This is a genomic window from Propioniciclava tarda (assembly GCF_900182665.1).
GTDB classification, from domain to species: domain Bacteria; phylum Actinomycetota; class Actinomycetes; order Propionibacteriales; family Propionibacteriaceae; genus Propioniciclava; species Propioniciclava tarda.
Map to the genome: position 1 here is coordinate 14128 of NZ_FXTL01000019.1, position 24373 is coordinate 38500.

The following is a 24373-nucleotide window of genomic DNA, read 5'->3' on the forward strand; positions in this document are numbered from 1 at the left end:
CGCGCCGGCGGCGTCCAAATGCCAACAAGGTGGTACTTGCGCGACCCGGTTATGAACCATCCGGCTCTGTGTAGAGTGAGCGCGAAGCAGCATCGGAGTCAGCGATGACCCGTCTGCGGCGACCTGGACGACTGGTCCGGTGAGCAAGTTTGACCAAAGGGGCTGACATGACACCCGTATCGCACCCAGCCGCGACGATCGTTGAGCCGGATAGCGCCACGATCGCCCACCCACTCGACGCCCTGTACGCCGAGGACCTCGAGTCCGGCGACGCGCCCGCCGTGGGCCAGAGCGTTACCCGCGTCGACGCCCGCGACAAGGTGCTCGGTCGCGCCAAGTACACCGACGATCTGTGCCCCCGCAACGCGCTGTGGATCAAGGTCATGCACTCGACCATCGCTCACGGCTACGTCACCGCGATCGACACCTCGTACGCCGAGGCGATCCCGGGTGTGGTCAAGGTCCTCACCTGCTTCGACGTCCCCGACCGCCCCTTCCCGACCGCGGGGCACCCGTGGTCGACCGATCCCAGCCACCAGGACGTCTCCGACCGCCTGTTGTTGAACCGCCACGTCCGCTACTGGGGCGACGAGATCGCCGTCGTCGTCGCCGAGACCGAGCTGGCCGCCAAGGCCGGCGTCGCCGCGCTCACAGCGACCTACGACGAGCTGCCGTTCGCGCTCAACCCGTTGGACTCGATGGCCGAGGGCATGGCCACGATCCAGGAGGACTACCCCGGCAACGTCCTCGCCCACTCGCGCCTGTCGGTCGGCAACTACGCCGAGGCCATCAAGGAGCCTGGCCTGATCAAGGTCGAGGGCACCTACGACACCGGCACCGTCCAGCACTGCCACATCGAGAACGCCATCTGCTTCGCCGAGGCGCAGGGCGACCGCATCACCGTCACCACGTCGACGCAGATCCCGCACATCGTCCGCCGCGTCGTCGGGCAGGCGTTGGGCATCGGCTGGGGCAAGGTTCGGGTCGTGAAGCCTTACATCGGCGGCGGCTTCGGCAACAAGCAGGACGTGCTCTCCGAGCCCCTGTGCGCCTGGGTGTGCCTGCAGGTCGGCGGCCGCGCAGTGAAGCTCGACACCACCCGCGAAGAGACGTTCGTGAGCCAGCGCGTCCGGCACGCCATGCAGATCAAGGTGACGTCCTGGCTGCGCCCCGACGGCACGTTCGCGGCCCGCAAGTACGAGAGCTACTCCGACCAGGGCGGCTACGCCTCGCACGGCCACTCGATCGCCGCCAAGGCGATGAACTGCTTCCACGAGCTGTACCAGTGCCCCAACGTCGAAGGCGACACCTGGACGGTGTACACGAACAAGCCGACGTCCGGCGCGATGCGCGGCTACGGCATCCCGCAGGCCATGTGGGCCGGCGAGGGCCACATCGACGACATCTGCCGCCAGTTCGGCTTCGACCCGCTCGATTACCGGCTGAAGATGATCATGGCGGACGGCCACGTCAACAAGTTCAGCGGCAACGAGAACTACTTCGACAGCCCGCGGCAGACGCTGCTCGCCGGCGCCGAGGCGTTCGGCTTCCGGCAGCTGCACGCCGAGTGCGAAGCGCAGGACCCGGCGGCCCGCATCCGGCGCGGAGCCGGCGTGGCGTCCTTCTGGTACAACACCGGCGTCTGGCCGATCGCGCTGGAGTCCTCCGCGAGCCGCATGGTCCTGAACGAGGACGGCAGCGTCAGCCTGTCGCTCGGCGAGACCGAGATCGGGCAGGGCGGCGACACCGTGTTCTCGCAGATGACAGCGGACGCCGTCGGCGTCCCGTTCTCCGACGTGCACGTGGTCTCCACCCAGGACACCGACGTGGCCCCGTTCGGCACCGGCGCGTACGCGTCCCGGCAGACCTACGTCGCGGGCTTCACGATCCGCCAGACGGCCAACCTGCTGCGCGAGAAGATCCTGGCCCACGCCCACGAGCTGACCAACATGCCGGTCGCCCAGCTCGACCTCGTCGGTGGACGCATCGTCCGCACGACCGACGGACGCGAACTGATGACGCTGAAGGAGCTGGCCACCGAGGTGCTCTACTCGATGAAGCACTCCGAGCACATCGCGGCCGAGTCGACCTACCAGATCAAGACGAACGCCTACAGCTTCGGCTGCAGCTTCGCCGAGGTCGAGGTCGACGTCGATCTCTGCCAGGCGCGCGTCGTCCGGCTGCTGAACGTCCACGACTGCGGCACGCTGATCAACCCGGCGCTCGCCGAGGGGCAGGTGCACGGCGGCCAGTCGATGTCGATCGGTCTGGCCCTGCAAGAGGAGCTGCTGTTCGATCCGCGCAACGGCAAGCCGCTCAACAACAACCTGCTCGACTACAAGCTGTGCACGACGGTCGACCATCCGGATCTCGAGGCCATGTTCATCGAGAACCCCGAGCCGACGAGCGCCTTCGGCACCAAGGCTCTGGGCGAGCCGCCGACGTGTTCGCCTGCACCGGCCATTCGCAACGCCATCCTGCAGGCCACGGGCGTCCCGCTGTACCACGCGCCCATGACCCCCCACCAACTGTTCGCCCGCTTCACCGAAACGGGCCTGATCGGAGAGTCGCTCCATGTTTGATCTCAAGGCGTTGTACATCCCCGACACGGTCGAGGAGGCGCTCGAACTGCTCAAGGAGCGCCCCGAGGCCCGCGTCATGGCGGGCGGCTCCGACAACCTGGTGAAGCTCCGCGACGGCCACCTGCTTGGCCTGGAGTGGGTCTCGATCTTCGGCCTGGACGAGCTGCGGCAGATCACGCTGGACGACGACGGCACCATTCGGATCGGCCCGTTGGTGAACTTCGCCACGGTCGCGCGCCACGAGATCGTCCGCACCCACATCCCCTCGCTAGCCCACGCCGTCTTGACGATCGGCGGCCCCCAGGTGCGCAACATCGGCACCATCGGCGGCAACCTGTGCAACGGCGTCCCGTCGGCCGACTCCGCCTCGACCTGCTACGCCTGGGACGCGCAGATGGAGCTGCGCTCCGCCGACGGCGTCCGGGTCGTCCCCATCCCGGAGTTCTACATCACCGCCGGCAAGGTGGACCTGCGTCCGGGCGAGCTCGTGACGGGCATCCTGATCCGGCGCGAGTCGTACGAGGGCTGCTTCGGCGCCTATCACAAGTACGCGATGCGCAACGCGATGGACATCGCGACCGTCAACTGCTCGACGGTGGTCAAGCTGTCGGCCGACCACAGCACGATCGAGGAAGGCCGCATCGCGTTCGGCGTCGCCGCCCCGACCCCGATCCGGGCCCCGCACGGCGAAGCGGAGCTGCGCGGCAAGCCGGTCTCGATGGCCACGGTGAATGCCGCCGCCACGGCCGCCCTGTCCGACACCAGGGCCCGGGACAGCTGGCGCGCCGGCAAGGCCTTCCGCGAGCACATGCTCGCCGAGATCGCCCGGCGCTGCCTCGTCAAGTCCATCACCCGCGCAGGCGGACGCCTCATCGAATCGAGCTCGAAATGACCAAGACCGCCGAAGCCTTCCGGAACATCTCCTTCACCATCAACGGACGCCCGACGACCCGGTCGGTCGACGTGCGCTCCAGCCTGTCCGACCTCCTACGCGACGAGCTCGGGCTGACGTCGGTCAAGAAGGGCTGCGAGGTCGGCGAGTGCGGCGCGTGCTCCGTCCTGATCGACGGCATCGCGATCGACTCCTGCATCTACCTGGCCGTCTGGGTGGACGGCAAGGACCTGGTGACCACCGAGGGCCTCGCGGACGCCGACGGGACGCTGAGCATCGCGCAGCAGGCCTTCGTGGACGCGACCGCGGTCCAGTGCGGCTTCTGCACGCCTGGGCTGCTGCTGACGACGACGGAGCTCCTCGACTCCGGGCAGACCTACACGCGTGACGAGTTGCGCACCGAGCTGGCGGGGCACCTGTGCCGCTGCACGGGCTACCAGAACATCCTCAACGCCGTTGAGTTGGCCCAAGAGCGGCACCAGACCCAGGCGCACATCGGCAGCTCCGAGTTCTGGGACGCCGTCACCCGCTGACGCCCGCCCATTCCCTCGGGACGCGCTCTTCATTACGCTGGCGCGCCACGAGACTGCAACGAGGCACGAACGGGGGTGAACCATGACAGTTGGCGCGATCATTGCTGCGGCGAGCCACCGCGTGGCTCGTCCCATCATCAAGCTGGGCGGGATCACCAACATCCAGCGGCTGACGCTGACCTATCACAAGGCGGGCGTCCGCAACATCGTCGTCATCACCGGCTTCGAGGACCCGGAGATCAAGGCCGAGCTGACGGGCAAGGGCGTCATCTTCCTGCAGCTGGCCGATTACGAGGACCCCGAGCTGATGGAGTCCTTCCGGATCGGGCTCAACTACCTGCGCGGGCGCTGTGATCGCGTCTTCCTGACCCCGGTGAACGCCCCGCTCTACAAGCACTCGACCCTCGAGGCGATGATGGCGACCGCGGGCGACATCGTCATCCCGTCGTTCGGCGGGCGCTCCGGCCACCCCATTCTGGTGTCGGACGCCCTCGCCCCCGAGGTCGTCGCCCATCAGGGCCCCGACGGGCTTGCAGGGTTCATCCGCACCACGACGGCGGACCGGCGGTGGATCGACGTCAACGACGCGGGCGTCCGGTTCACCGTTCACGACATGTCGGACGCCCAGCGCCTCCTGCCCGCCGCGGACGACAGCCTGATCCAGGCATCCTGCAGCCTGTCGATCCGGAAGGCGCGCACGGTCTTCGACGCCCGGACCCATCTGCTGCTGAAGCTGATCGACGAGACCCACTCCGTCTCGGGGGCCTGCCGCTCGATGTCGCTGTCGCTGACCCGCGCCTGGCGGATGATCAACGACCTGGAGGCCGACCTGGGCTTCCTGGTGGTGAACCGGTCCCAGGGCGGCCATCGCGGCGGCAAGACCCACGTCAGCGACGAGGGACGCCGGCTGATCGCCGCCTTCGACGCCTACAACGAGCGGGTGCTGGGGGCCGTCAACGCGGGCTTCCAGGAGTTCTGGGACAGTCTGTCGCCCATGATGGTCAAGCCGGACGCCCCACGCCGCTGACCGTGCTCGCGCCCTAACGCCGAGACGGGTGCTGCTGGCGTCCGATGACGAGGGCGCTGATTCCGTCGATCAGCAACTCCACCGCGATCAGCGTGCCGAGCGCGAGGAAGCCCGGCTTGACGGCGTCCGAGAAGACCGCCGCTGCGAGCGCGAGCGATCCGGCTCCACTGACGAGCATGAGGCCGCGCAACGACGGGTACTCCGTCGCGGACGCCAGCCGGATGATGCCGTTCACCGCGAAGAAGGCGCCGGCTACCAACTGCAGCGTCGCGACCGGGCTGTCGGGGAACCGGATGAACACCAGCCCGAGCACCGTGAGCAGCGCGCCTGACACGACTTCGGAGAAGAAGCCCGGCGAGGTCCGCCCCACGACGGCGCCGGCGATCCCGACGAGCCCGGCAACTCCGACGAAGGCGCTCAGCGCCGCCATCGACGGGATGGCCTTGAGGTAGATCCCGCCTAGCAGGACGAGTCCCGCGGCGACGAGCAACAGCCCCAGCAGGACGTCGGTCGCGCTGGGCGACAGCGAGGACTGACGGCGCGTGGTCACGCGCTCACGCTACGGCCGCCGAGGCGTCCAGGGCCTTCGACACACGGACGCCGACGCGCGGCTCACCGCCGCGCGACGTCGTGGACGTGATGGACCACGTCGTGCAGAAAGTAGACGGCGAAGGTCTCGACGGTGAAGGACGCTCCGTCGCTGCGTCGTCCCGGACGGCGCCACTGCGCCCCGGCCACCGCGTCGAAGGCGGACGCCGTCGCCTCGGCCTCGCGCTCGAGCTGAGCGATCACGACAGCGGGGTCAGCGTGGAAGTAGTCGTCGGCGATCGCGGTCGCGTCCTGATCCCAGTTGGCGAACCGGGGGTCGTCCTCGGTGAGCATCCGCCCGAGCCGCTCGCGGAAGATCCGGCAGGTGTCCCGGACGTGGCACGCGTACTCGACGGGCGACCACACCGTCGCGGCCGGGCGCGTCCTCGCCTCGGGATCGGCCAGCGCGGCCCGCCAGGCCGGGATCGTCGCCCGCAACAGCGCGCCGGTGAGCGGCGCCACGGTGGGCTTGAAGCCGCACTCGGCGCAGCCGTCAGTGATGACGTAGGTCCAGTCCTTGCTCTCGGGGACGATGGCTTCCGGTGAGGTGGTCATGCCCCGACGGTAGGCGTCCTCGGCAGATCGGTCCACATTCGGCGTCCGGACGGCTCACGGCTAAGATGGCGAGCCGACGCCTGAGGCGTCCGACGCCGTCTCTCAACTCCTCCGTTCGTAAGGTGTGCCGCATGCCCGAGTTCGTGTTCACGATGCACAACGTCCGCAAGAAGCTGGGCGAAAAGCTCATCTTGGACAACGTGACGCTGTCCTTCTACGAGGGCGCCAAGATCGGCGTGGTCGGCCCGAACGGGGCCGGTAAGTCGACGCTGCTGAAGGTCATGGCCGGGCTCGAGAAGCCGAACAACGGCGAGGCGATGCTCAAGAAGGGCGCCACCGTCGGCATGCTGCAGCAGGAGCCCCCGCTGAGCGAGGACAAGACGGTGATGGAGAACATCGAGGAGGCCGTCGCGCAGACCAAGGGCAAGCTCGACCGCTTCAACGCCATCGGCATGGAGATGGCCGAGCCGGACGCCGACTACGACAAGCTCCTCGCCGAGATGGGCGAGCTGCAGGACTACCTGGACCACCACAACGCGTGGGAGCTGGAGTCCCAGCTGCAGCAGGCGATGGACGCCCTGCAGTGCCCGCCGCCGGAGACCCCCGTCAAGGTGCTGTCGGGCGGTGAGCGCCGCCGCGTCGCCCTGTGCAAGCTGCTGTTGGAGCAGCCCGACCTGCTGCTGCTGGACGAGCCCACCAACCACCTGGACGCCGAGAGCGTGAACTGGCTGGAAGGCCACCTCAAGACCTACCCCGGCGCCGTGCTGGCCGTGACCCACGATCGCTACTTCCTGGACAACGTGGCCGAGTGGATCTGCGAGATCGACCGCACCAAGCTGCACCCCTACGAGGGCAACTACTCCACCTACCTCGAGACCAAGCGCTCGCGCCTGCAGATCGAGGGCAAGAAGGACGCCAAGCGCGCCAAGATCCTGGAGCGCGAGCTGGAGTGGGTCCGCGCCAACCCGAAGGCACGTCAGGCCAAGAACCGCGCCCGCCTCTCCCGCTACGAGGAACTGGCGGCCGAGGCCGAGCGCAACCGCGCGATCGATCCGGCCGAGATCAACATCCCGCCGGGTCCCCGCCTGGGCTCGGACGTGCTGGAGGCGGTCAAGCTGACCAAGGGCTTCGGCGACCGCGTGCTGATCGACGGCCTGTCGTTCACGCTCCCCCGCGCCGGCATCGTGGGCATCATCGGACCGAACGGTGTCGGCAAGACGACGCTGTTCAAGATGATCGTCGGCGAGGAGACGCCGGACTCGGGCGAGCTGAAGGTCGGCAAGACCGTCCAGTTCAGCTACGTGGACCAGGGCCGAGCCGGCATCGACGCGGCGAAGAACGTCTGGGAGGTCGTCTCGGACGGCCTCGACTTCATCAAGGTCGGCAACTTCGAGATGGCGTCGCGGGCCTACGTGGCGTCCTTCGGCTTCAAGGGCCCGGACCAGCAGAAGCTGGCCGGCGTCCTCTCCGGCGGCGAGCGGAACCGGCTCAACCTGGCGATGACGCTCAAGCAGGGCGGCAACGTGTTGCTGCTCGATGAGCCCACCAACGACCTCGACGTCGAGACGCTGCAGTCGCTGGAAGACGCGCTGCTCGAGTTCCCGGGCTGCGCCGTCGTGATCTCCCACGATCGCTGGTTCCTGGACCGCGTCGCCACGCACATCCTCGCCTGGGAGGGCTCGGACGCCGACGAAGCCAACTGGTTCTGGTTCGAGGGCAACTTCGCCGACTACGAAGAGAACAAGCTGGCCCGTCTCGGCGCGGAGGCCGCCCGCCCCCACGCCTCCAAGCACCGTCGCCTCACGCGCGACTGAGTTTCAGCAAGCCGGACGCCGCCGCGAGACCCTTTCTCGCGGCGGCGTTCTGCGTCTGCTGGCCCTGGACGGGCGCCAGCTCGGGGTCTCGCATGTACTCCAAAGAACACTCGAACAGCGTGGAGAAGCTCCACGCGCCGCCCCGAGAGCGCACACCGAGCCGCCGTGCCCGCTGCTGGACCATGGCTGTCCACTGCGGGCCGCGTTGGCGGCAGCGCAGGATGCCTTCCTGGCAACACTGGCCGAAGAGTCAGTCGCCAGCCTCAACGCCCGCTGACCCACCGAGGTTGCGGCAGGCACCGTCCTCAGCCCACCGCGACGTAGTCGTACTCGTCGTCCAGCTCCTCGAGCTCGTCCGTGGGCTCGCCGGTCTCCAGCACCCGAACCACGTTGTCCGGCGTCGACACAGAGGACGCCATCCCCACAGCCTCCGCCCCTGCCTCCGTGGTCGGCTCCGGAACCGCAATGGGCGCGTTACGACGGAACGCGGTGCGCCCACGGCTGAGGTCGTGACCGACGGCGTCCGCCACCATCATCAAGCGCGACTGCACCTCGCCGTTGGTGTCGACCCACTCGTCGGTGCGGAGGCGGCCAGCGACCAGGACGGGATCGCCCTTGTCGACGCTGCCCCGGATGCCGTCCGCCAGGGTGCCCCAGGCCTGAACGGTGATCCAGGTCGTGCCGGCGTCACCCCAGGAACCGTCCGCGCGCCGCATGCGCCGGGTGCTCGCCACCCGGAACTCGGCCCGCTGCCACTTGCGGCCGTTGGTCTCGCCCGACTTGAAGTTGACCGGCGAGCCGACGTTGCCGGTGATCGTCACATTGCAGTCCATCTCCACTCCCTTTTCGTGAGGTCTGTCGACCACACATTGGGCGCGAAGTGCCGATTTCTTTCACGATCGGCAAATCTGTGGATAACTCCCTGCCGCCGCGTGTCCTATCGAGCGCGTTTGACCGCCTCGCGCGCACCGGCGAGCCGATCCAGCTCGGCCTGGACGGGGGCCAGCACGTCGGTGCTGGTCACGCGGGCGATGCGCTCCATCAGGATGCCCCTGGCCGCCCGCGCCTTGAATCTGGCGCCGATCTCGACGCCGATGCGGCTGATGCCCGCCAGGACCAGTCCCCCGGCCACGCCGAGCGCCACCAACACCGTGGGCGCTGGCCAGCCCCAGAAGGTCACGTGGGGCAAGGCGATCGGCAGCTGGAAGAAGACGAAGGCCAGCGGCAGCGCCAGCCACACCAGCCCGGTCAGCGCCGCGGCGAAGAGCAGCCACTGCAGCACGTCCACGAACCACCACCAGCCCGTGCCGGACTTGAGGCTGAGGTCCGCGGACGCGATCGCGCCGTCGAGCCGATCCGCCAGCACGCGCTCCCCGCCGCGCGCGGCCGTCCTGATCGAGTCGATCCAGCCTCGGGGCAGGCCGGCCGTGGCCTGGTCGATGAGCTTGCGCAGCGCGGCGTCCATCGCCGCCTTCTGGACGGGCGTTGCCTTGGGCAACGAGGTGCGCGCCGTCGTGTCCCCCGGATCCGCCGCGGATGCACCGGGCAGCTGGAGCGTGGGGAAACCGACTTTGAGCATCTTCAACGGATCAGGCTTGAACCGCTTGAGCCACTTCAGGACGGGCCAGCCGGTCGCCAGCGTGCCCCGGTAGCGCCACGCCTCCAGGACGCCCCGCTCGACGATCGGCACGCCGGACGCCGTCCCCAGCGCCTCGTTGAGCTCGTCAGCGACGGCATCGTCGAGCTTGGGCAGGCGCTGATCACCCAGCGTGGCGCCCAGGGCGTTGGCCCGCTCGGTGACGTCGGTGGCGAACCGCTTCGCCGTCATCGTCTTGTCGCGGACGACCGTTTCGAGGAGGGCGCGTACGTCTTTGACCCCCATCCCCGTCAGCGCGGACATGGCCATCACCGGCGACTTCGCGAGGCCCTCGCGGTCCAGGAGCGCTCGCAGGTCGGTCAGGGCCTTGGTCAGCTGCTCGGGCGCGAGGCGGTCGGCCTGGTTCAGGACCACCACCATCACGTCCGCGTAGGGGGCGAGCGGCTTGAGGTAGCCGTCGTGGAGGGCGGCGTCCGCGTACTTCTGCGGGTCGACAATCCAGATCAGCATGTCCACCAGCGGGACCATGCGGTCGACCGTCATCCGGTGCGTCTTCTCGGTCGAGTCGTGGTCGGGCAGGTCGATCAGGACCAGGTTGGTCATGGGGCCGTCGGCGGTCGGGATGAGGTGCCGCCTCGGCACGTCCAGCCAGTCGAGCAGCTTGGTGGGCAGCTCCGAGCCCCAGCAGCAGGCCATCGGGTCAGAGGTCGTGGGCCGGGTCACCCCCGACTTGGCGAGCTGGGTGCCGGTGAGGGCGTTGAAGGTCGCCGACTTCCCCGAGCCCGTCGCCCCCGCGATCGCGACCACGGTGTGGTCGCCGGAGATCGCGATCCGCTCCCCCGCGCGTTTGACGACGTCGGACGCCGCAGCGACGACGTCCTCGGGGGCCCGGCCACGGCTCAGCTCGACGGCCTCGCCGAGCGCCCGCATGCGCGTTGCCAGGGTCTGCTGCTCAGCCATCTGCCCGCTCCACTCGGACGCCCTGGGGGTCGTCCACGTCGATGATGGTGCCCTCGACGGCCTCCGCCGGGACGACTCCGAACGTGCCCCGCTCGGCGGGGGCGTCCGAGGGGAAGACGATGCCGCCTGCTCCGAGCCTGGGTTGGGTGGTCACCTCGGCAGCGCCGGACGGCAACCCAGCCTCGATCGCCGCCGGCACCACGACGTCGGCCACGGGCGCAGCGATCGCCGGGGTTTCGGAGGCTGGCTCGGGGGCACGCTCCTCCGGAGCACCCTCCAGCGCCGGCAGGCGTGGCGCAGCGGCCAGAGCGCCATCGTCGGCCCGCTCCGACCGTAGCCGGTCGAGGGCCGATTGCAGGCTCACGTCGCGTCCGGATTCCAGTCCGACGGCGTCCAGCGCCGACTGGTACCGGCTGAGTTCGTTGGCCATCAGCGCGTCGACGCGGGCGTCCAGGGCGTCCCTGGCCGTCTTGGCCATCCGTCGGACGCCGTCCTCGCCGAAGATCGCCTCCAGGAAGCGCTGGGCCAGTACGACGGTGCCGCCCGCGATGCCGACCTCGGCGCCGGTCAGGCCGCCGGTGTTCAGGAAGACGATCATCATCAGCGCAAGGCCCACGCCGTTGACGCCGAACGCCATGATGCGCGCGCCGGTCTTCTTGTCGGCCCCCTCGACCGAGACGAGCTCCAGGACGTCGCCCTGCCAGTCCCGGATGACCTTCGCGACCGCGGACGGGTAGTCCACGGACGCCCGCGAGAGGTCCGTCCGCGTGCGCTGCAGAACTTGGCGTCCCGCCGGATTGGCCATCCAGGCGTTCTCGACGCGCTCGGCGGCGGCGTCGCCCTCCTCGCGCAGGAGCACCTCGAGCCCGGACTGAACCGCGACCTTGGCGTCCTCGGCCTTCTGCGCCTCGCCACGAATCGCGGCGAAGATGCGGTCGCGCAGCCAGCCGATCTTCTGCTCGACGCCGCGCATGAACTCGCCGGTGCCGACGAAGTCTTGCCAGCGCGACAGCACCTCCCCGCGCAGCAGCGTCCCGTCGGCGGTCTGGACCGCCATCGTCCTGGACGCCTCCGCGTACGACGCCTTGGCGTCGCTCCACAGCTGTGCGGTGGAGGAAGATTGGCTCTGCAGCGCTTCCACGACGGCCGGCGTCCGGGCGGTCAACGAGCCGATCGCGCCGTCCAGGGTCTGCATCACGACGGCCTGCCGACTCGCCTTGTCGGCGGCCAGCGTGGCCAGCCAGTCGCGGATCGGGGTCACGGCAGCGTCCGGCAGGAGCCCGGCGGCGTCCGTGGTGGTCTCCGGCACCGCGAAGAGGGGCGAGTTGCCGAGGCCGCGCTCGAGCATCAGGCGTCCGAGATGGCTCGGCACCTCGTGCATCGCGGCCGGCGGCACGCGCTGCAGGACGACCGCCACCGCGGCCGACCGCTCGGCCGCCGCCTGCAGGTACTCCCAGGGCACGGCGTCGGCGTAGCGGGCGGCCGTCGTGACGAACAGCCACAGGTCCGCGGCCGCGAGCAGCTGGGACGCCAGCGCGCGGTTCTCGCTGACGACCGAGTCGACGTCGGGGGCGTCCAGCAAGGCCAGCCCCTGCGGCAGCGTGGGCTCGGCGACGAGCTGCAGGGTCGAGCTGTCGTTGGCCTGATCGAACGACCGGGCGAGCCCGGGCAGGACGCGATCGGACGAGAAGAAGTCGAGGTCGGCCGGGTTGTGCACCAGGACTGGGCTGCGCGTCGTCGGACGGATCACGCCCGGACGCGAGACCACGCGTCCGATGAGCGAGTTGACCAGCGTCGACTTGCCCGCCCCGGTCGAGCCACCGATGACGGCGAGCAGCGGGGCGTCCAGGCGGTCCAGGCGCGGCAGGATGTAGTCGTCCAGCTGCGCGACCATCTCGCGCGCGGACTTGTCAGCCTCGGCGCTGCCGGGCAGCGTCAGCGGCAGCCGGACGCCGGCGAGCGCCTGGCGCAGTTGCGTCAACGACTCCACAAGGGTGGCTGTGCTCATCGAAGACTGCTCCTAGGACGTCGGCGGCCCCCACCGCGGGTCAACCGGTGAGTACGCGGGTGATCCTACTGGCGCCGGGGTGCCTCCGGAGTAGGGCCCCGCCTGCGGGGGAACTGTGGCGCGGCGCCGCCAGGGCAGCTGCCCCGCGAGCGCACGCAGCCGGGCGCCGAGGGCCCTCACATCGGGCAGGTTGAGGCGGCGGCCCCGCGGGTCCGAGACCGCGGTGGCCTTCAACTGCCGGATCTGCGCCAGGAGCTCGTGAGCGCGGACGTCGCCCGCGGCGTCCACCGTGCCGCGGACCTGAGCGTCGCGGAGGTAGACGAGCTCGGTCACGGCGTGTTGGAGTCGCAGGGTCGCAACGAGGCACGCCCAGCCGCGGGTGGCCGCGATCAAGGCGGCGCGAGTGCGGCTGCGCTGGCGCGAGAAGACGTACGCGTCGGCGTCCGTGAGCCAGCCCATCCGGACGAAGTCAGCGAGGCGATCCCGGTGGCGCCGGCTTTCGACGATGAGCTGACGGAGGATCCAGATGACGACGGCCAGGACCAGCGGGATGATGACCAGGAAGTAAAGGAACACCCCCTGAGACCCGGCGCTGAAGAACGTGGCCGCGGTGTTGAACGCCATGTGCAGCAACGAGGCTGCGAGGTAGCCCACCAGCGGTGCGAGCACGCGGACGACCTTGCTGGGCGTCCGGACGGCTACCAGGACGCCGATGCCGGTCATGGTCGTGAACAGGGGGTGGCCGAACGCCAGCCAGACGCCGCGCAGCATGACGAGCGTGTTGATGGCCTGGTCCGGGTCGCCCGCGCTGATGGTCGTCGAGGTGAAGACGATGGCCCGGGCGTAGTAGATGATGTTCTCGGTGAAGGCGAATCCCGCCGCCGACAGGCCGGCCAGGACGATCCCCGACACCTTGGAGACCAGGCGGTAGCGGTACGCGATCGCGATGCCGAACAGCACGGACGCCTTCGCCGCCTCCTCGACGAACGGGGCGACGAAGATCGCCGAGCGAGCGCCCTGGGACGGATCAGCCCCACCGGTGACCTGCATCTCGAGCGCCGCCCAGGTGTTGATCACGATGGACATGGCCGTCGCCACCGAGCCGCCCCAGCCGAGCGCGAGCCACCAAACCAGCGGACGCTGGGGCCGGAAGCGGTCCAGCCAGGCGTACGCCACGATCCAGAACAGCAGCGTGGGGAAGGCGAGTTTGGCGGCGTCCCGGACGGCCGAGAAGTTGATGCCCTCGACCTCGCCGCCCTCGATCTTCACCGGGGCCGTGACCATGCGGTACTGAAACAGCAGGCAGCCCGCGTAGACGAGGGTCATCAGGACGAAGACCCAGGTCCAGCGGTTCAGCAGGATGCGCTTGCCCAGCGGGCCGGTGGAGGTGCGCGTCGATGGCAGGCCGTTTTGCCTGCGCTCGTGCAACGCAACCTTGGACGACATGGCCATCAGGGTACCGGTCGACTCCAGGGCGACCGTCAGAGCTCGACCGTGGCTTCCCAGGTGCCGCGGGGGCCCTTCCGGACGATCGACTCCCGCTGCAGGTCGGCCGGGTCGAAGAGCCGTCCGTTGAGCGCGCCGATGATGCCGCTGTAGCCGTGATCCGCCGCGTACTGCTCCTCGTCCGGGGTGATGGGCAGCAGCTGCAGCATCTCGAGCACGCGGTCGCGCATGGGCTGATGGCCGAACCCGTAGATGTTCTCGACCACGATCATGTGCGACGCGTTGACGCTGGTGCCGAGTGCCTCGTGCGTGAAGACGGGGCCGCCGGACGTGCCCTGCGGAATGGACGCCCCCGCCGCGTAGAGCGACGTCAGCATGAACTTCAGGGCCGCCAGCCCCTGCGCCTCGAACTCTCGCTGAACGATGAGCGAGTACTCGTCGTGAATCGGCACCTCGACCCCGTTCATGTTCGGCGCGGTGCGGCCGTCCACGTCGGCAAACCGGCTCTTCGTCAGCGTCGCGAAGGTGGTGAGGCCCGGCGAGGGCGCGTCCCGGACCCGGACGATGCGGGGCGCCGGCTCATCGGTCGGCACGCCCTGGATGTCCTCGACATCGAAAACCCGGACCGACCAGTCACCCCAGGCGTGCCGCCACAGGTACAGCGAGAAGTCGTCGGACAGTTCGGCGTCCGGCTGTGCGGACCGCTCGGCGACCTTGTCGCCGTAGAACTCTGGGTCCAGGACGCCGTCGGCTGCGGTGTCATCGGGTTCAGTCATGGTGCAGATCGTAGAGGGCATGGAGACCAGGTGATTTCCCAGGCCGCCTCGGGCGGATAGCGTGGCCGATCAGCTCAGCCGGACGAGTGCCCCTAGATGGTTGTTGACTAGGTGTTCTTCGGCGCCCCCGGGAGGATTCGAACCTCCGCGCGACAGATTAGAAGGCTGCTGCTCTATCCCCTGAGCTACGAGGGCCGGTGGGCACGATTGTAGGGCCAGCCCGAACGCGACGAACGCGTCGGCGTCCCCGGTGTAGCGTCGCCCGGGTGGAATCCGACGGACTGACGAGAGCGCAGTGGCGCCGTCTGGCCATCTCCGCCTACCTGCCGACGCTCGTCTCCATGATCGGTTTCAGCGCCGTCATCCCGCTGCTGCCGTTGACTGCCCGCGCGTTGGGCGCGTCCGTCGCCGAAGCCGCGTCCGTGGTGGCCGTGATGGGGCTCGGCGGACTGGTCGGCGCCCTCCCCGGCGGTGCACTGGCAGATCGATTCGGGGAGAAGCGAGCGATCATCGGCGCCTGCTTGATGGACGCGGCCTGCCTGATGGGCGCCTTCTTCGCCCCCACGGTCCCCTTGCTGATGCTTGCTGCCTTCGGTGCGGGTGTCTCGGGTGCGGTGTTCGGGCTGGCTCGCCAGGGCTACCTGACCGTGGCCGTGCCCTTCGAGTTCCGCGCTCGTTCGCTGTCGACCCTGGGCGGGGTGTTCCGGATGGGATCCTTCGTCGGGCCGCTCATGGGTGCCGCCGTGGTGTCCGTGTGGGACATCAAGGCCGCCTACCTCGCGGCCACCGTTACGAGCATCGCAGCGGCTCTGATCACCCTTGGCCTGCCCGAACTGCCGTCCGACAAGGCAGTTTCCGCAGCGGAGGGAGCGAGCGTGACCACCTGGTCCATCCTGCGTCGGCACGCGCGCGTCTTCTTGACAGTCGGCCTGGGGGCCGCCGCCCTCAACCTGGTGCGGACCGCGCGCGATGGCCTGCTGCCGCTCTGGTCGGACGCCGCAGGCTTGCATCCCGCCGAGACGAGCCTCATCTACGCCGCGTCGTCTGGCGTCGACATGCTGCTGTTCTACGTCGGCGGCTCGCTGATGGACCGCTTCGGGCGGCGCTGGGTCGCCCTGCCGGCCATGGTGATCATGGGGATCAGCTACGCGCTCCTGCCGCTCACCCACTCCTTCTTCGCCATCATGGCCGTCGGCATGGGGCTCGGCCTGGGCAACGGCATCAGCTCCGGCGTGGTGATGACCCTCGGCTCGGATCAAGCGCCACGGGTCGGCCTATCGCGCTTCCTGGCGGGCTGGCGGCTCACCGCTGGCCTGGGCCAAGCCGCCGGGCCGCTCCTTGTGACCGCGATCGCGGCGACCGCTCCCCTCATGGCCGCGAGCCTGGCCGTCGCCGCGGCTGCCTGGCTGGGCGGCGGCTGGCTCTGGTACTGGGCCAAGCCGAGGGACGGGGACGTGCGCGACGGCGTCCAATCGACTCTCGACGGTTAGTCGCCGACCGCGTCGCGACCCAGCCGGACGATCAACGGGTCGGGATCGTAGACGACGGAGTTGTCGCGTCCCTCGTAGTCGAACTGATTCAGGAAGGCGCGCATGGCGTTGATGCGGGCGCGCTTCTTGTCGTTGCTGCGGATCGTGAACCAGGGCGCGTGGTCGGTGTCGGTGCCCGCGAACATCGCCTCCTTGGCGGCGGTGTAGTCCTCCCAGCGGTCCAGGGACTCCAGATCCATGGGCGACAGCTTCCAGCGCCGCACGGGATCGATCTGGCGGATCGCGAACCGGGTGCGCTGCTCGCGCTGCGTTACCGAGAACCAAAACTTCGTCAGGTGCGTCCCGGAGTCGATGATCATCCGCTCGAACTCGGGGGTCTGCTTCATGAACAGCGCGTACTGCTCGTCGGTGCAAAAGCCCATGACCCGCTCGACGCCGGCCCGGTTGTACCAGGAGCGGTCGAACAGGACCATCTCGCCGGAGGTCGGGAAATGCTGGATGTAGCGCTGGTAGTACCACTGGCCGGCCTCGGTGTGGGTCGGCTTGTTCAGCGCGACCACGCGCGCGGCGCGGGGGTTGAGATGCTCGGTGAAGCGCTTGATCGTGCCACCCTTGCCGGCGGCGTCGCGGCCCTCGAAGACGATGATGTGCTTCTGGCCGTGGTCCTGCCCCCAGTACTGCAGCTTCAACAGCTCGATCTGCAGCTGGTACTTCTCGCTCTCGTACTCCTCGCGCTGCATGAGCTCGTCGTACGGGTAGTCCTGCCGCCACGTTTCGACGGCGCGGCCACCCGGGTCGATCAGTTCGGCATCGTCCGCCGTCTGCGCGTCACCGACGGTGTAGCCCTCGTCGATCAGCCTGTCGATGAACTCACGCAGGTTCTGCCGCTGGCCGGGCACCTCAAGTGGGTCCAACAGGGGGTGTCCAGCGTCGACCATGGTCTGCTCCTCCGGGCTGATCAGCGGGTCTGACCACCCTAGTGCCTGGGACCTGCGGCGTCCGGGGGGAGGCGCGACACGCCGTAGAGTTGCGGCCGTGAACGACAAGCTGGTGTGGATCGACTGCGAGATGACCGGGCTCGACCTCGGGACGGACGCGCTCGTCGAGGTAGCGGCGCTGGTGACCGACGGCGAGCTGAACGTGCTGGGCGAGGGCGTCGACATCGTCATCAAGCCTTCGGACGCCGCGCTGGCGGCCATGGGTGACTTCGTGCGAGAGATGCACACCAAGTCGGGGCTCATCGAGGAGTTCGAGTCCGGGGTGACGCTGGAACAGGCGCAGAAGCAGGTGCTGGACTACGTCCGGCGGTACGTGAACGGTCCGCGGCAGGCGCCGCTGGCGGGCAACACGATCGGCACCGACCGGATGTTCCTGGCCCGCGACATGCCGGCGTTGGAGTCGTTCGTCCACTACCGCAACGTCGACGTGTCGTCCATCAAAGAGCTGGCGAGGCGCTGGTACCCGAAGGCGTTCTTCAACACGCCCGCGAAGTCGGGCGGGCATCGCGCCCTGGCCGACATTCGCGAGTCGATCGAGGAACTGCGCTACTACCGGGAGGCGATCTTCGTGGAGCGTCCGGGGCTGGGCGGGTCCGAGTTGCAGGCGATCGCGGCCCGCCACCAGGGCGCGCTGACCGGCCACACCGTCGCGTCCGCGGGCTGAACCCGGCTGGGCTGACGATTTCATCCGGCGCCGCAGGTTCGCTAAGATCAGCGTCGCTGTCGCCTCGGCGGCACATGGTGGGTATAGCTCAGTTGGTAGAGCGTCTGGTTGTGGTCCAGGATGTCGCGGGTTCGAGTCCCGTTACTCACCCCAAGTGAAACCCGTTCTGACTAGGTAAAATAGTTGGGGCGGGTTTTCTCGTGCAACATGCGTGCAACAAGGGCCCTCCCTGAGGGGAGCCAACCCGAGCCCGTATGCCCGCGGAGCGTTCTCGGACGAGTACCCTGCGGCGCTGCGGTGAGGGCCGCCAAACCGCCGAAATCGACACGCGATGGACGGCGCTATCTGCGCGCCGCATCGATGCGCTGGATGAACTCGTTGGTCCAGCCAACCGCCTCGTCGACGTCGGCGAGCACGTCCAGGCCGTCGGCAGCTTCTTCGTAGAGGGTGTCCCACTGGTTCCTGGTAACGATGGTCGGCGGCCATTCCTGCCGGTGTCGGTACTCGAACAGGCGCGTGCAGGTCGAGGCGACCTGGGCCAGGTCCAACTCCTCGCCGTGATCGAGGAGTTGGAGGTCGACCAGATCGCGCGCACGCTCGCTGCCATCCTCGGACGCGGCGTGGAGCTTCTGTGCGATCTGGTGATCGGCGCGCATCACGGGCACCGGTTCGGGCGCTGGAAGCCCGACTTCGGTGAACAGGCGGGCGAGATCGGGGGCAAGCTGGTACTCGGGTTCGTCGGCGTCGCCGAGTTCGTTGTGGCCGAGTTCGAAGGCGACCGTGCACCACGAGCGACCCCGGTAGTCGAGCCTCACGTCGAAGGGCTGCATCACGTAGGCGGTCGGCACACCAGCCGGGCGGGGCGCCGCCTTCTCGATCAGCCGTCCGGTGAACCCCGCCCAGCCCGTCGCCAAGGACTCCTCGAAGTCGCTGCGGAACCGGGCCAGTGACTGCACCCTCGCGGCGTCCAGATCCCGGGTGAAGCGGGTTCCGCTGCCGTAGCGCAGCGCCATCGCACTCCCACCCTTGATTGCGCCTTCCGGGAGCATCTGGCCCACCACGACCAGCGCCATCCCGACGCGGCGACGAAGCGCCAGACCGTCGTCACCTTCGAGGTTGCGGATGCGCTGCTCCAGCGAACGCACGCTCGCCGGGGGATCCGAGTAGCTCACGACTGAAGCTCCTTCCACACCCGCTGCCACTCGGTCGTAGTGAGCAAACCCTCGGCGCGCGCCTGCCTCGCCGCCTCCAGGAGGCGTTCGGTCTCGATTCGTCCGCGGCACTCCAGGATCGCGTCGGCAATCGGCTGGGCAGGCAGGGCCCCGTAGAGGGTCGTCGGCAGGCCACCCGCCACCCGGGTCAGCTCGATGAAAGAGGGCAGCTTCGACCGGGCACGCCTGGGGATGGCGACCTTGATCCGCCTCGGGTTGACGTCCGCCAGCCCGAGCAGAGCCAGCACCGACTCGCCGTGCAGGTAGGCACCATCACCCGCTCGCAGCAGGGCCTCCGCGAATTGGTCGAGCGCCGTCACCGGAACGTCAGGTACCCGATACAAGCCGTAGGCCACGTTCTGCAGCCCCCCTCGAGCAGCGAGCTTGGGCAGCTCAATCGCGGGGACGCCCGCGATCACGGCATCCTTGGTGGTGACATACCCGTACCGATCGAGCGCGAGTTCCCGCACGATCTCCCGGTACTTCACCTTTGCGGCCATGCCACAACTATACCGAAAACGGTAGCGTTGTGACTCGTTCACTACCGCGGCCGAGCGAGGCCAGAGACCTGACGCCATCGAGGCGGACGACTCGTCCAGAGAGGATCACCAGCCGGGGCTGAGGTCGGGTCCGGGTGGGCTGGGTCGTGGGGGTTCGCACCGCAGACCAGACCATGGCGCAACGCTATTGCCCGTGCAGGGACATCCGCGAGCGCCGTCCTCGTACGAATCGTCAGCCACTCCTGTCACGCGGCAGAATGGCGGCGTGCCATCCGACGACCTGCGCCGCAAGGCGGATCCCGCGAAGCTGAGCCTCCCCCACCGGGCGAGGCTCGTCGCCGGAACCGTCGCCGGTGATCTGGCGGCGACGGCGTCCAGACTCTTGGGGAAGGGATCGGGCGCGTCCATCCGCGGTCAGATCCTGACCCGGATCGCGCCGGACGCCTTCGGCGACCTCGTGAAGGGACGCCGCATCGTCGCCGTCAGCGGCACCAACGGCAAGACCACCACGACGCACTTCGTCGCCTCCGCGCTGCGCGAGGCGCTGGGACCGGACGCCGGACGCCTCGTCCACAACGCCGACGGCGCGAACCTGCACTACGGCATCGCATCCGCGCTTGCCAAGGCGCCCCGGGCCGACGTCGCCGTCCTGGAAACCGACGAACGCGTCGTCGCCGACCTGCTGGCCAAGGGACGCCCCGAGGTCCTGGTGCTGCTGAACTTCAGCCGCGACCAGCTCGACCGCAACCACGAGATCAAGTTCCTGGGACGCGACTGGCGCAGCGCCCTCGACCGCGCGGGCGCCGACGGTCCCGTCGTGATCGCCAACGCCGACGACCCGCTGGTCACCTGGGCCGCCGAGAAGGCGCCCAAGGTCGTATGGGTCAGCACCGCCACCACCTGGAACGCCGACGCCGCCATGTGCCCCGCCTGCGGCGCCATGCTGACTCGCGCGTCGGCGTCCGATGGCACCTCGACTTGGGACTGCCCCTCCTGCGAACTCACCCAGCACGATGCTGACTACGTGGTTCGCGACGGCTTCATCCGGCTCCCGGACGGCACCGCGATCGATCCCCAGCTCAACGTGCCCGGCGTCTTCAACATCGCGAACGCCGCCATGGCTCTGGCCGCCGTCGCCGAACTGGGAGTCGACGCGGAGACCGCGCTGCGGGGGTTCCGGTCGGTCAAGGCCCCCGCCGGACGCTTCTCTGTGGCGACGATCGGCGGGTCCAGCTACCGGCTGATCCTGTCCAAGAACCCGGCCGGCTGGGCGGAATCGCTGCCGCTGCTCACCACCGACCCCTGCGTGCTGATGATCGACTCGGTCGCCGCGGACGGCAAGGACGTGTCGTGGCTCTGGGACGTCGAGTTCGAACAGCTCCGCGGACGCCGCGTCGTCGCGTCCGGCCCGCGGGCCTACGACCTGGCCGTGCGGCTGACCTATGCCGAGGTCGAGCATTCGGTGATCCCGGACCTGACGGAAGCGCTCGGCGCCGCCACCGGCCCCGGCACGGTCGACGTGATCGCCACGTATACCCCCTTCCAGAAACTGCTCAAGATGGGCGGCCTGCGATGACCCTTCGACAAGCTCAGGGACCCGCCCTTCGCGACGGCCAAGGACCGGTGAAGATCGTCGTTGTCTACCAGTCGCTGCTCGGCATCTACGGCGACCAGGGCAACGCGAAGGTGCTCCACCAGCGCCTGGCCTGGCGGGGCATCGACTCCGAGGTGATCTTCGTCGAGCCAGGTCAGCGACTCCCGGCCGACGGCGCGATCTACCTGCTCGGCGGCGGCGAGGACAACGCCCAGACGACAGCCGTCCGAGAGCTGAAGGCCGACGGCGCCCTGTTCTCGGCCCTCGCGGACGGAGCCGTCCTGTTCGCCGTCTGCGCCGGCTACCAGATCTGCGGGCACACCTTCACGATCGGCGAGAACGACGAGGTCCGCGAGGGCCTCGGCGTCCTCGACGTCACCACCCGCCGCGGCAGCCGCCGCGCCGTGGGCGAGATCCTCACCCGCTGGACCAAGCCGGACGGCACCCAGACCTACCTCACCGGCTTCGAGAACCACGGCGGCTTCACCACCCTGGGCCCGGACGCCGCCCCGCTGGCCCGCGTCGAGGTGGGCATCGGCAACGCCGACGAGGGCACCGAGGGCGCGGTCCAGGGTCGCGTGATCGGCACCTATCCCCACGGTCCGGTCCTGGCCCGCAACCCAGAACTGGCCGATCACCTCTTGCACCTGGCCACCGGACGCGTCCTCGAACCGCTCCCCGGACCCCAGCCCGAGCACGACGGACTACGCGCCGAGCGCATGGCCTTCGTCCGGCGGACCCGCGCGTAGGCGTCCGATTTTCTTCTGTCGGCACTGATGCACTAACATCGTCCGGGCACGCACCGCTAGCTCAACTGGCAGAGCAGCTGACTCTTAATCAGCGGGTTCAGGGTTCGAGTCCCTGGCGGTGTACCAAGCACAAGGCCCTTCGCGCATCGCGAAGGGCCTTGTCGTTGTTTGAAGGGGCGTCAGCGCCGGACGATGGAGCGCACGACTCCGATGAATGCGAACGTGCCGACGACGGCGGCGGCGAGGTAGGCGATGCGGTCCCACTTGACGGCTCCGAAGTCGTCGACGAACTGGGAGCGAGCCGTGTTCAGCTCGCCGGCCACGAAGTCCTTGGCGTCGTTGACCGCCCGCGTCTTGACCGCCTGCGGGTGCACTGCGGTGATCAGATCTTCGACGTTGCCGGCCAACCGCGAGCGCGCAGCGGCGATCTCAGCCTCGATCTCAGCCTTGGTTCGGGTAGCGGCCACGACGGGTCCTTTCTCGGCGACACTGCGTGGACGAGCCTAGTCGCCCGCGCACTATGGTTGCACCCATGGCCCAGCTGATGGTGGGAGATCCCGCACCCGAGTTCACGCTGCCGGACGCCGACAACGCACCCGTCAGCCTGTCCGACTTCGCCGGACGCCGCGTCATCGTCTACTTCTACCCGGCCGCCCTGACGCCCGGTTGCACCACGCAGGCCGTCGACTTCACCGCCGCCAGCGAGTCCCTGGACGCCGCCGGCCTCACCGTCTTGGGCATCTCCCCGGACGCCCCCGAGAAGCTCGCGAAGTTCCGCGACAAGTACGACCTGAGCGTCCGGCTGCTCTCGGACGCCGACCGCTCCGTCATGACCGCCTACGGCGCCTACGGACCCAAGAAGCTCTACGGCAAGGAGGTCGTGGGCGTCATCCGCTCGACGTTCGTCGTCGCCGTGGACGCCGACGGCCGCGGCACGATCGATGTCGCCCAGTACGCCGTCAAGGCCACCGGCCACGTCGCCAAGCTGTTCCGCGACCTCGGCCTCTAGGCGACACGTGGGAGCCGACTTTCGCCCCGCCATCGTCGTCATCGCGGACGCCTCGAGGGGCGTCCTGCTGGACGAACTGTCCGCGCGCTACGCGCGCGACTACGACCTGGTCGCGCCCGACCTGGACGCCGCCAAGCCGGTGCTGCTCAACCTGCTCGCCGCCCAGCACAAGGTGGCCGTCATCGCCTGCGAGTACCGCCTGGGCGAGTTCACGGCCGTCGACGTCTTCCGGAAGCTGGCCTCGACCCTGTCCACCGCGCGCCGGCTCGTCTTTGTCCCGTCCGAGCAGTTCGCGGACGCCGTCGGCGACCTGATGGACGCCCAGGCGTCCGGCCAGATCGACGGCTACTTCGTCATTCCGAAGGGTCCCCGCGACGAGGAATTCCACGGAGGCATCTCGGAGCAACTGTCCGAGTGGACCTGGGTCAGCGGGGCCGTCTCGATCGACGTCGTCCGCATCTTCATGGACGCCCCGAGCGCCGACTCCGCCCGCATCATCGACTTCCTCGACCGCAGCGGCGTACCCCACCGCGTCTACCCCACCGACTCGCCGGTCGCCGCCGAGATGCTGGCCGAGGTCGGCCCGGACGCCGCCCTGCCGCTGGTGCAGCTGGTCGGCGGCGCCATCCTGCCGTGCCCGTCCACCGCCGACCTGGCCGGCCTCATGCAGCGGGCGGCGCGCAGCACGGCCCCCGACGGCGACGAGGTGGCCGACCTGCTGATCGTCGGCGCCGGGCCCGCCGGCCTCGCGGCCGCCGTCTATGGGGCGTCCGAAGGCCTGTCGACCGTCGTGATCGAGGCGGACGCCGTGGGCGGACAGGCCGGCACGAGCTCGATGCGCGGACGACACGTCGTCGTCGTGGGCGGCGGCAACAGTGCGGGCCCGTCCGCGGTGCACTGTCGCGGTTCGCGGCGTCCGTGACGGTCGTCATCCGGCGTCCGAGCCTGGACGAGACCATGTCGACCTACCTGATCCACGAACTGGCCGGACGCCACAACGTCGTCGTCCGCCCCTGCACCGAGGTCATCGACGGGGGCGGCGACGGCGTCCTGGAGTGGCTCGTCCTGCGCGATCTCAACGACGAGTCGACCGCGCGCGTGGAGGCGTCCGGCCTCTACTTGCTGCTCGGCGCCGAGCCGCACTGCGAGTGGCTACCCGAGGACGTCTGCCGCGACGAGTACGGCTTCGTCCTCGCCGGACGCGACGTCCCCGAACGGTTCTGGACCGACGGCGTCCCCCCGGCGCCGCTGGCGACGGCCGTGCCGGGCGTCTTCGTAGCGGGCGACATCAGGTCCGGCTCCATGAAGCGCGTCGCGGCCGCGACCGGCGAAGGATCGTCGGTGGTCGGGCTGGTCCACGCCTTCCTCGGCGACTAGGGC

At 69.2% G+C, this 24373-nt stretch carries 23 protein-coding genes and 3 tRNA genes; 14 read left to right on the plus strand and 12 right to left on the minus strand.

The window, feature by feature from the left end; translation table 11 throughout:
• Window positions 1-167 precede the first annotated feature (167 nt).
• The 4 genes from xdhA (at window position 168) to FN821_RS12300 (ending at window position 5034) form a co-directional block, all read left to right on the plus strand.
• Entirely contained in the window at window positions 168-2582 is a 2415-nt protein-coding gene (xdhA, locus tag FN821_RS12285; RefSeq protein ID WP_131171697.1) for a xanthine dehydrogenase subunit XdhA, read from the plus strand.
• Window positions 2575-3474: a xanthine dehydrogenase subunit XdhB gene (gene xdhB, locus FN821_RS12290; protein ID WP_131171696.1), complete on the plus strand. Its 900-nt coding sequence runs from the start codon at window positions 2575-2577 to the stop codon at window positions 3472-3474. Before xdhA ends, xdhB begins: the two co-directional genes overlap by 8 nt.
• Entirely contained in the window at window positions 3471-4007 is a 537-nt protein-coding gene (xdhC, locus tag FN821_RS12295; RefSeq protein WP_131171695.1) for a xanthine dehydrogenase subunit XdhC, read from the plus strand. Before xdhB ends, xdhC begins: the two co-directional genes overlap by 4 nt.
• 121 nt (window positions 4008-4128) lie before the next feature.
• A complete protein-coding gene (locus FN821_RS12300) occupies window positions 4129-5034 on the plus strand; it encodes an NTP transferase domain-containing protein (protein WP_165489266.1) in 906 nt (301 codons plus the stop codon).
• 13 nt (window positions 5035-5047) lie between these two features.
• Here the strand turns inward: FN821_RS12300 and FN821_RS12305 are convergent, their stop codons facing one another.
• Window positions 5048-5584, minus strand: coding sequence for a DUF308 domain-containing protein (locus FN821_RS12305; protein WP_131171693.1), 537 nt, complete (start codon window positions 5582-5584; stop codon window positions 5048-5050).
• Between the two features lie 62 nt (window positions 5585-5646).
• A complete protein-coding gene (locus FN821_RS12310) occupies window positions 5647-6177 on the minus strand; it encodes a DinB family protein (protein ID WP_131171692.1) in 531 nt (176 codons plus the stop codon).
• A 131-nt stretch (window positions 6178-6308) separates the two neighbouring features.
• Here FN821_RS12310 and ettA point away from each other — a divergent pair, with 131 nt between their 5' ends.
• Window positions 6309-7991, plus strand: coding sequence for an energy-dependent translational throttle protein EttA (gene ettA, locus FN821_RS12315; RefSeq protein ID WP_131171691.1), 1683 nt, complete (start codon window positions 6309-6311; stop codon window positions 7989-7991).
• A gap of 305 nt (window positions 7992-8296) precedes the next feature.
• Here ettA and FN821_RS12320 read toward each other — a convergent pair whose 3' ends face one another.
• The 6 genes from FN821_RS12320 to FN821_RS12345 all read right to left on the minus strand — a co-directional run bounded on the left by FN821_RS12320 (window position 8297) and on the right by FN821_RS12345 (window position 14973).
• On the minus strand, window positions 8297-8824 hold the full coding sequence (locus FN821_RS12320; RefSeq protein ID WP_131171690.1) for a single-stranded DNA-binding protein: 528 nt from the start codon (window positions 8822-8824) through the stop codon (window positions 8297-8299).
• A 104-nt stretch (window positions 8825-8928) separates the two neighbouring features.
• Window positions 8929-10548, minus strand: a complete 1620-nt coding sequence (locus FN821_RS12325) for a GTPase (protein WP_131171689.1) — start codon at window positions 10546-10548, stop codon at window positions 8929-8931.
• Window positions 10541-12556, minus strand: a complete 2016-nt coding sequence (locus FN821_RS12330; protein ID WP_131171688.1) for a GTPase domain-containing protein — start codon at window positions 12554-12556, stop codon at window positions 10541-10543. The genes FN821_RS12325 and FN821_RS12330 overlap by 8 nt, the downstream gene beginning before the upstream one ends.
• A 12-nt stretch (window positions 12557-12568) precedes the next feature.
• A complete protein-coding gene (locus FN821_RS12335; protein ID WP_165489265.1) occupies window positions 12569-14002 on the minus strand; it encodes a PrsW family intramembrane metalloprotease in 1434 nt (477 codons plus the stop codon).
• Window positions 14003-14037: 35 nt separating this feature from the next.
• Window positions 14038-14778 (minus strand): suppressor of fused domain protein, encoded by a 741-nt coding sequence (locus FN821_RS12340; RefSeq protein WP_131171686.1) that lies wholly within the window; start codon window positions 14776-14778, stop codon window positions 14038-14040.
• A 122-nt stretch (window positions 14779-14900) separates the two neighbouring features.
• Window positions 14901-14973: transfer RNA gene (locus FN821_RS12345), tRNA-Arg, on the minus strand.
• 71 nt (window positions 14974-15044) lie between these two features.
• Between FN821_RS12345 and FN821_RS12350 the strand changes: the two genes are divergently transcribed.
• The gene (locus tag FN821_RS12350) at window positions 15045-16268 is read left to right on the plus strand and encodes an MFS transporter (RefSeq protein WP_241660118.1); all 1224 of its coding nucleotides are present in this window, start codon (window positions 15045-15047) and stop codon (window positions 16266-16268) included.
• Here the strand turns inward: FN821_RS12350 and ppk2 are convergent.
• The gene (ppk2, locus tag FN821_RS12355; protein WP_131171685.1) at window positions 16265-17206 is read right to left on the minus strand and encodes a polyphosphate kinase 2; all 942 of its coding nucleotides are present in this window, start codon (window positions 17204-17206) and stop codon (window positions 16265-16267) included. The two genes, FN821_RS12350 and ppk2, sit on opposite strands and share 4 nt — an antisense overlap.
• A 97-nt stretch (window positions 17207-17303) precedes the next feature.
• Between ppk2 and orn the strand changes: the two genes are divergently transcribed.
• Window positions 17304-17930 (plus strand): oligoribonuclease, encoded by a 627-nt coding sequence (gene orn / locus FN821_RS12360; protein ID WP_131171684.1) that lies wholly within the window; start codon window positions 17304-17306, stop codon window positions 17928-17930.
• Window positions 17931-18007: 77 nt separating this feature from the next.
• Window positions 18008-18083: transfer RNA gene (locus tag FN821_RS12365), tRNA-His, on the plus strand.
• 188 nt (window positions 18084-18271) lie between these two features.
• On the opposite strand, the gene FN821_RS12370 is transcribed toward FN821_RS12365, so the two are convergent.
• Entirely contained in the window at window positions 18272-19003 is a 732-nt protein-coding gene (locus tag FN821_RS12370) for a nucleotidyl transferase AbiEii/AbiGii toxin family protein (protein WP_131171683.1), read from the minus strand.
• A 95-nt stretch (window positions 19004-19098) separates the two neighbouring features.
• The gene (locus tag FN821_RS12375; RefSeq protein ID WP_131171682.1) at window positions 19099-19641 is read right to left on the minus strand and encodes a type IV toxin-antitoxin system AbiEi family antitoxin domain-containing protein; all 543 of its coding nucleotides are present in this window, start codon (window positions 19639-19641) and stop codon (window positions 19099-19101) included.
• A 421-nt stretch (window positions 19642-20062) separates the two neighbouring features.
• Here FN821_RS12375 and FN821_RS12380 point away from each other — a divergent pair, with 421 nt between their 5' ends.
• From FN821_RS12380 to FN821_RS12390, 3 genes are all read left to right on the plus strand, one after another.
• The gene (locus FN821_RS12380) at window positions 20063-21217 is read left to right on the plus strand and encodes a Mur ligase family protein (protein WP_421958043.1); all 1155 of its coding nucleotides are present in this window, start codon (window positions 20063-20065) and stop codon (window positions 21215-21217) included.
• Window positions 21214-21984, plus strand: a complete 771-nt coding sequence (locus tag FN821_RS12385; protein ID WP_131171681.1) for a type 1 glutamine amidotransferase — start codon at window positions 21214-21216, stop codon at window positions 21982-21984. Before FN821_RS12380 ends, FN821_RS12385 begins: the two co-directional genes overlap by 4 nt.
• A gap of 50 nt (window positions 21985-22034) precedes the next feature.
• Window positions 22035-22110 (plus strand) — tRNA-Lys (locus tag FN821_RS12390).
• 53 nt (window positions 22111-22163) lie between these two features.
• Here the strand turns inward: FN821_RS12390 and FN821_RS12395 are convergent.
• Window positions 22164-22451: a DUF3618 domain-containing protein gene (locus FN821_RS12395; protein WP_131171680.1), complete on the minus strand. Its 288-nt coding sequence runs from the start codon at window positions 22449-22451 to the stop codon at window positions 22164-22166.
• A 65-nt stretch (window positions 22452-22516) separates the two neighbouring features.
• On the opposite strand from FN821_RS12395, the gene bcp reads away from it, so the two are divergent.
• From bcp to FN821_RS12410, 3 genes are read left to right on the plus strand one after another with little or no spacing between them, the layout of a single operon-like run.
• Window positions 22517-22993: a thioredoxin-dependent thiol peroxidase gene (gene bcp / locus FN821_RS12400; protein ID WP_131171679.1), complete on the plus strand. Its 477-nt coding sequence runs from the start codon at window positions 22517-22519 to the stop codon at window positions 22991-22993.
• Window positions 22994-23000: 7 nt separating this feature from the next.
• Window positions 23001-23915, plus strand: a complete 915-nt coding sequence (locus FN821_RS12405) for an NAD(P)-binding protein (protein WP_165489264.1) — start codon at window positions 23001-23003, stop codon at window positions 23913-23915.
• Window positions 23912-24370, plus strand: coding sequence for an NAD(P)/FAD-dependent oxidoreductase (locus FN821_RS12410; protein ID WP_131171677.1), 459 nt, complete (start codon window positions 23912-23914; stop codon window positions 24368-24370). The genes FN821_RS12405 and FN821_RS12410 overlap by 4 nt, the downstream gene beginning before the upstream one ends.
• Window positions 24371-24373: the final 3 nt, after the last annotated feature.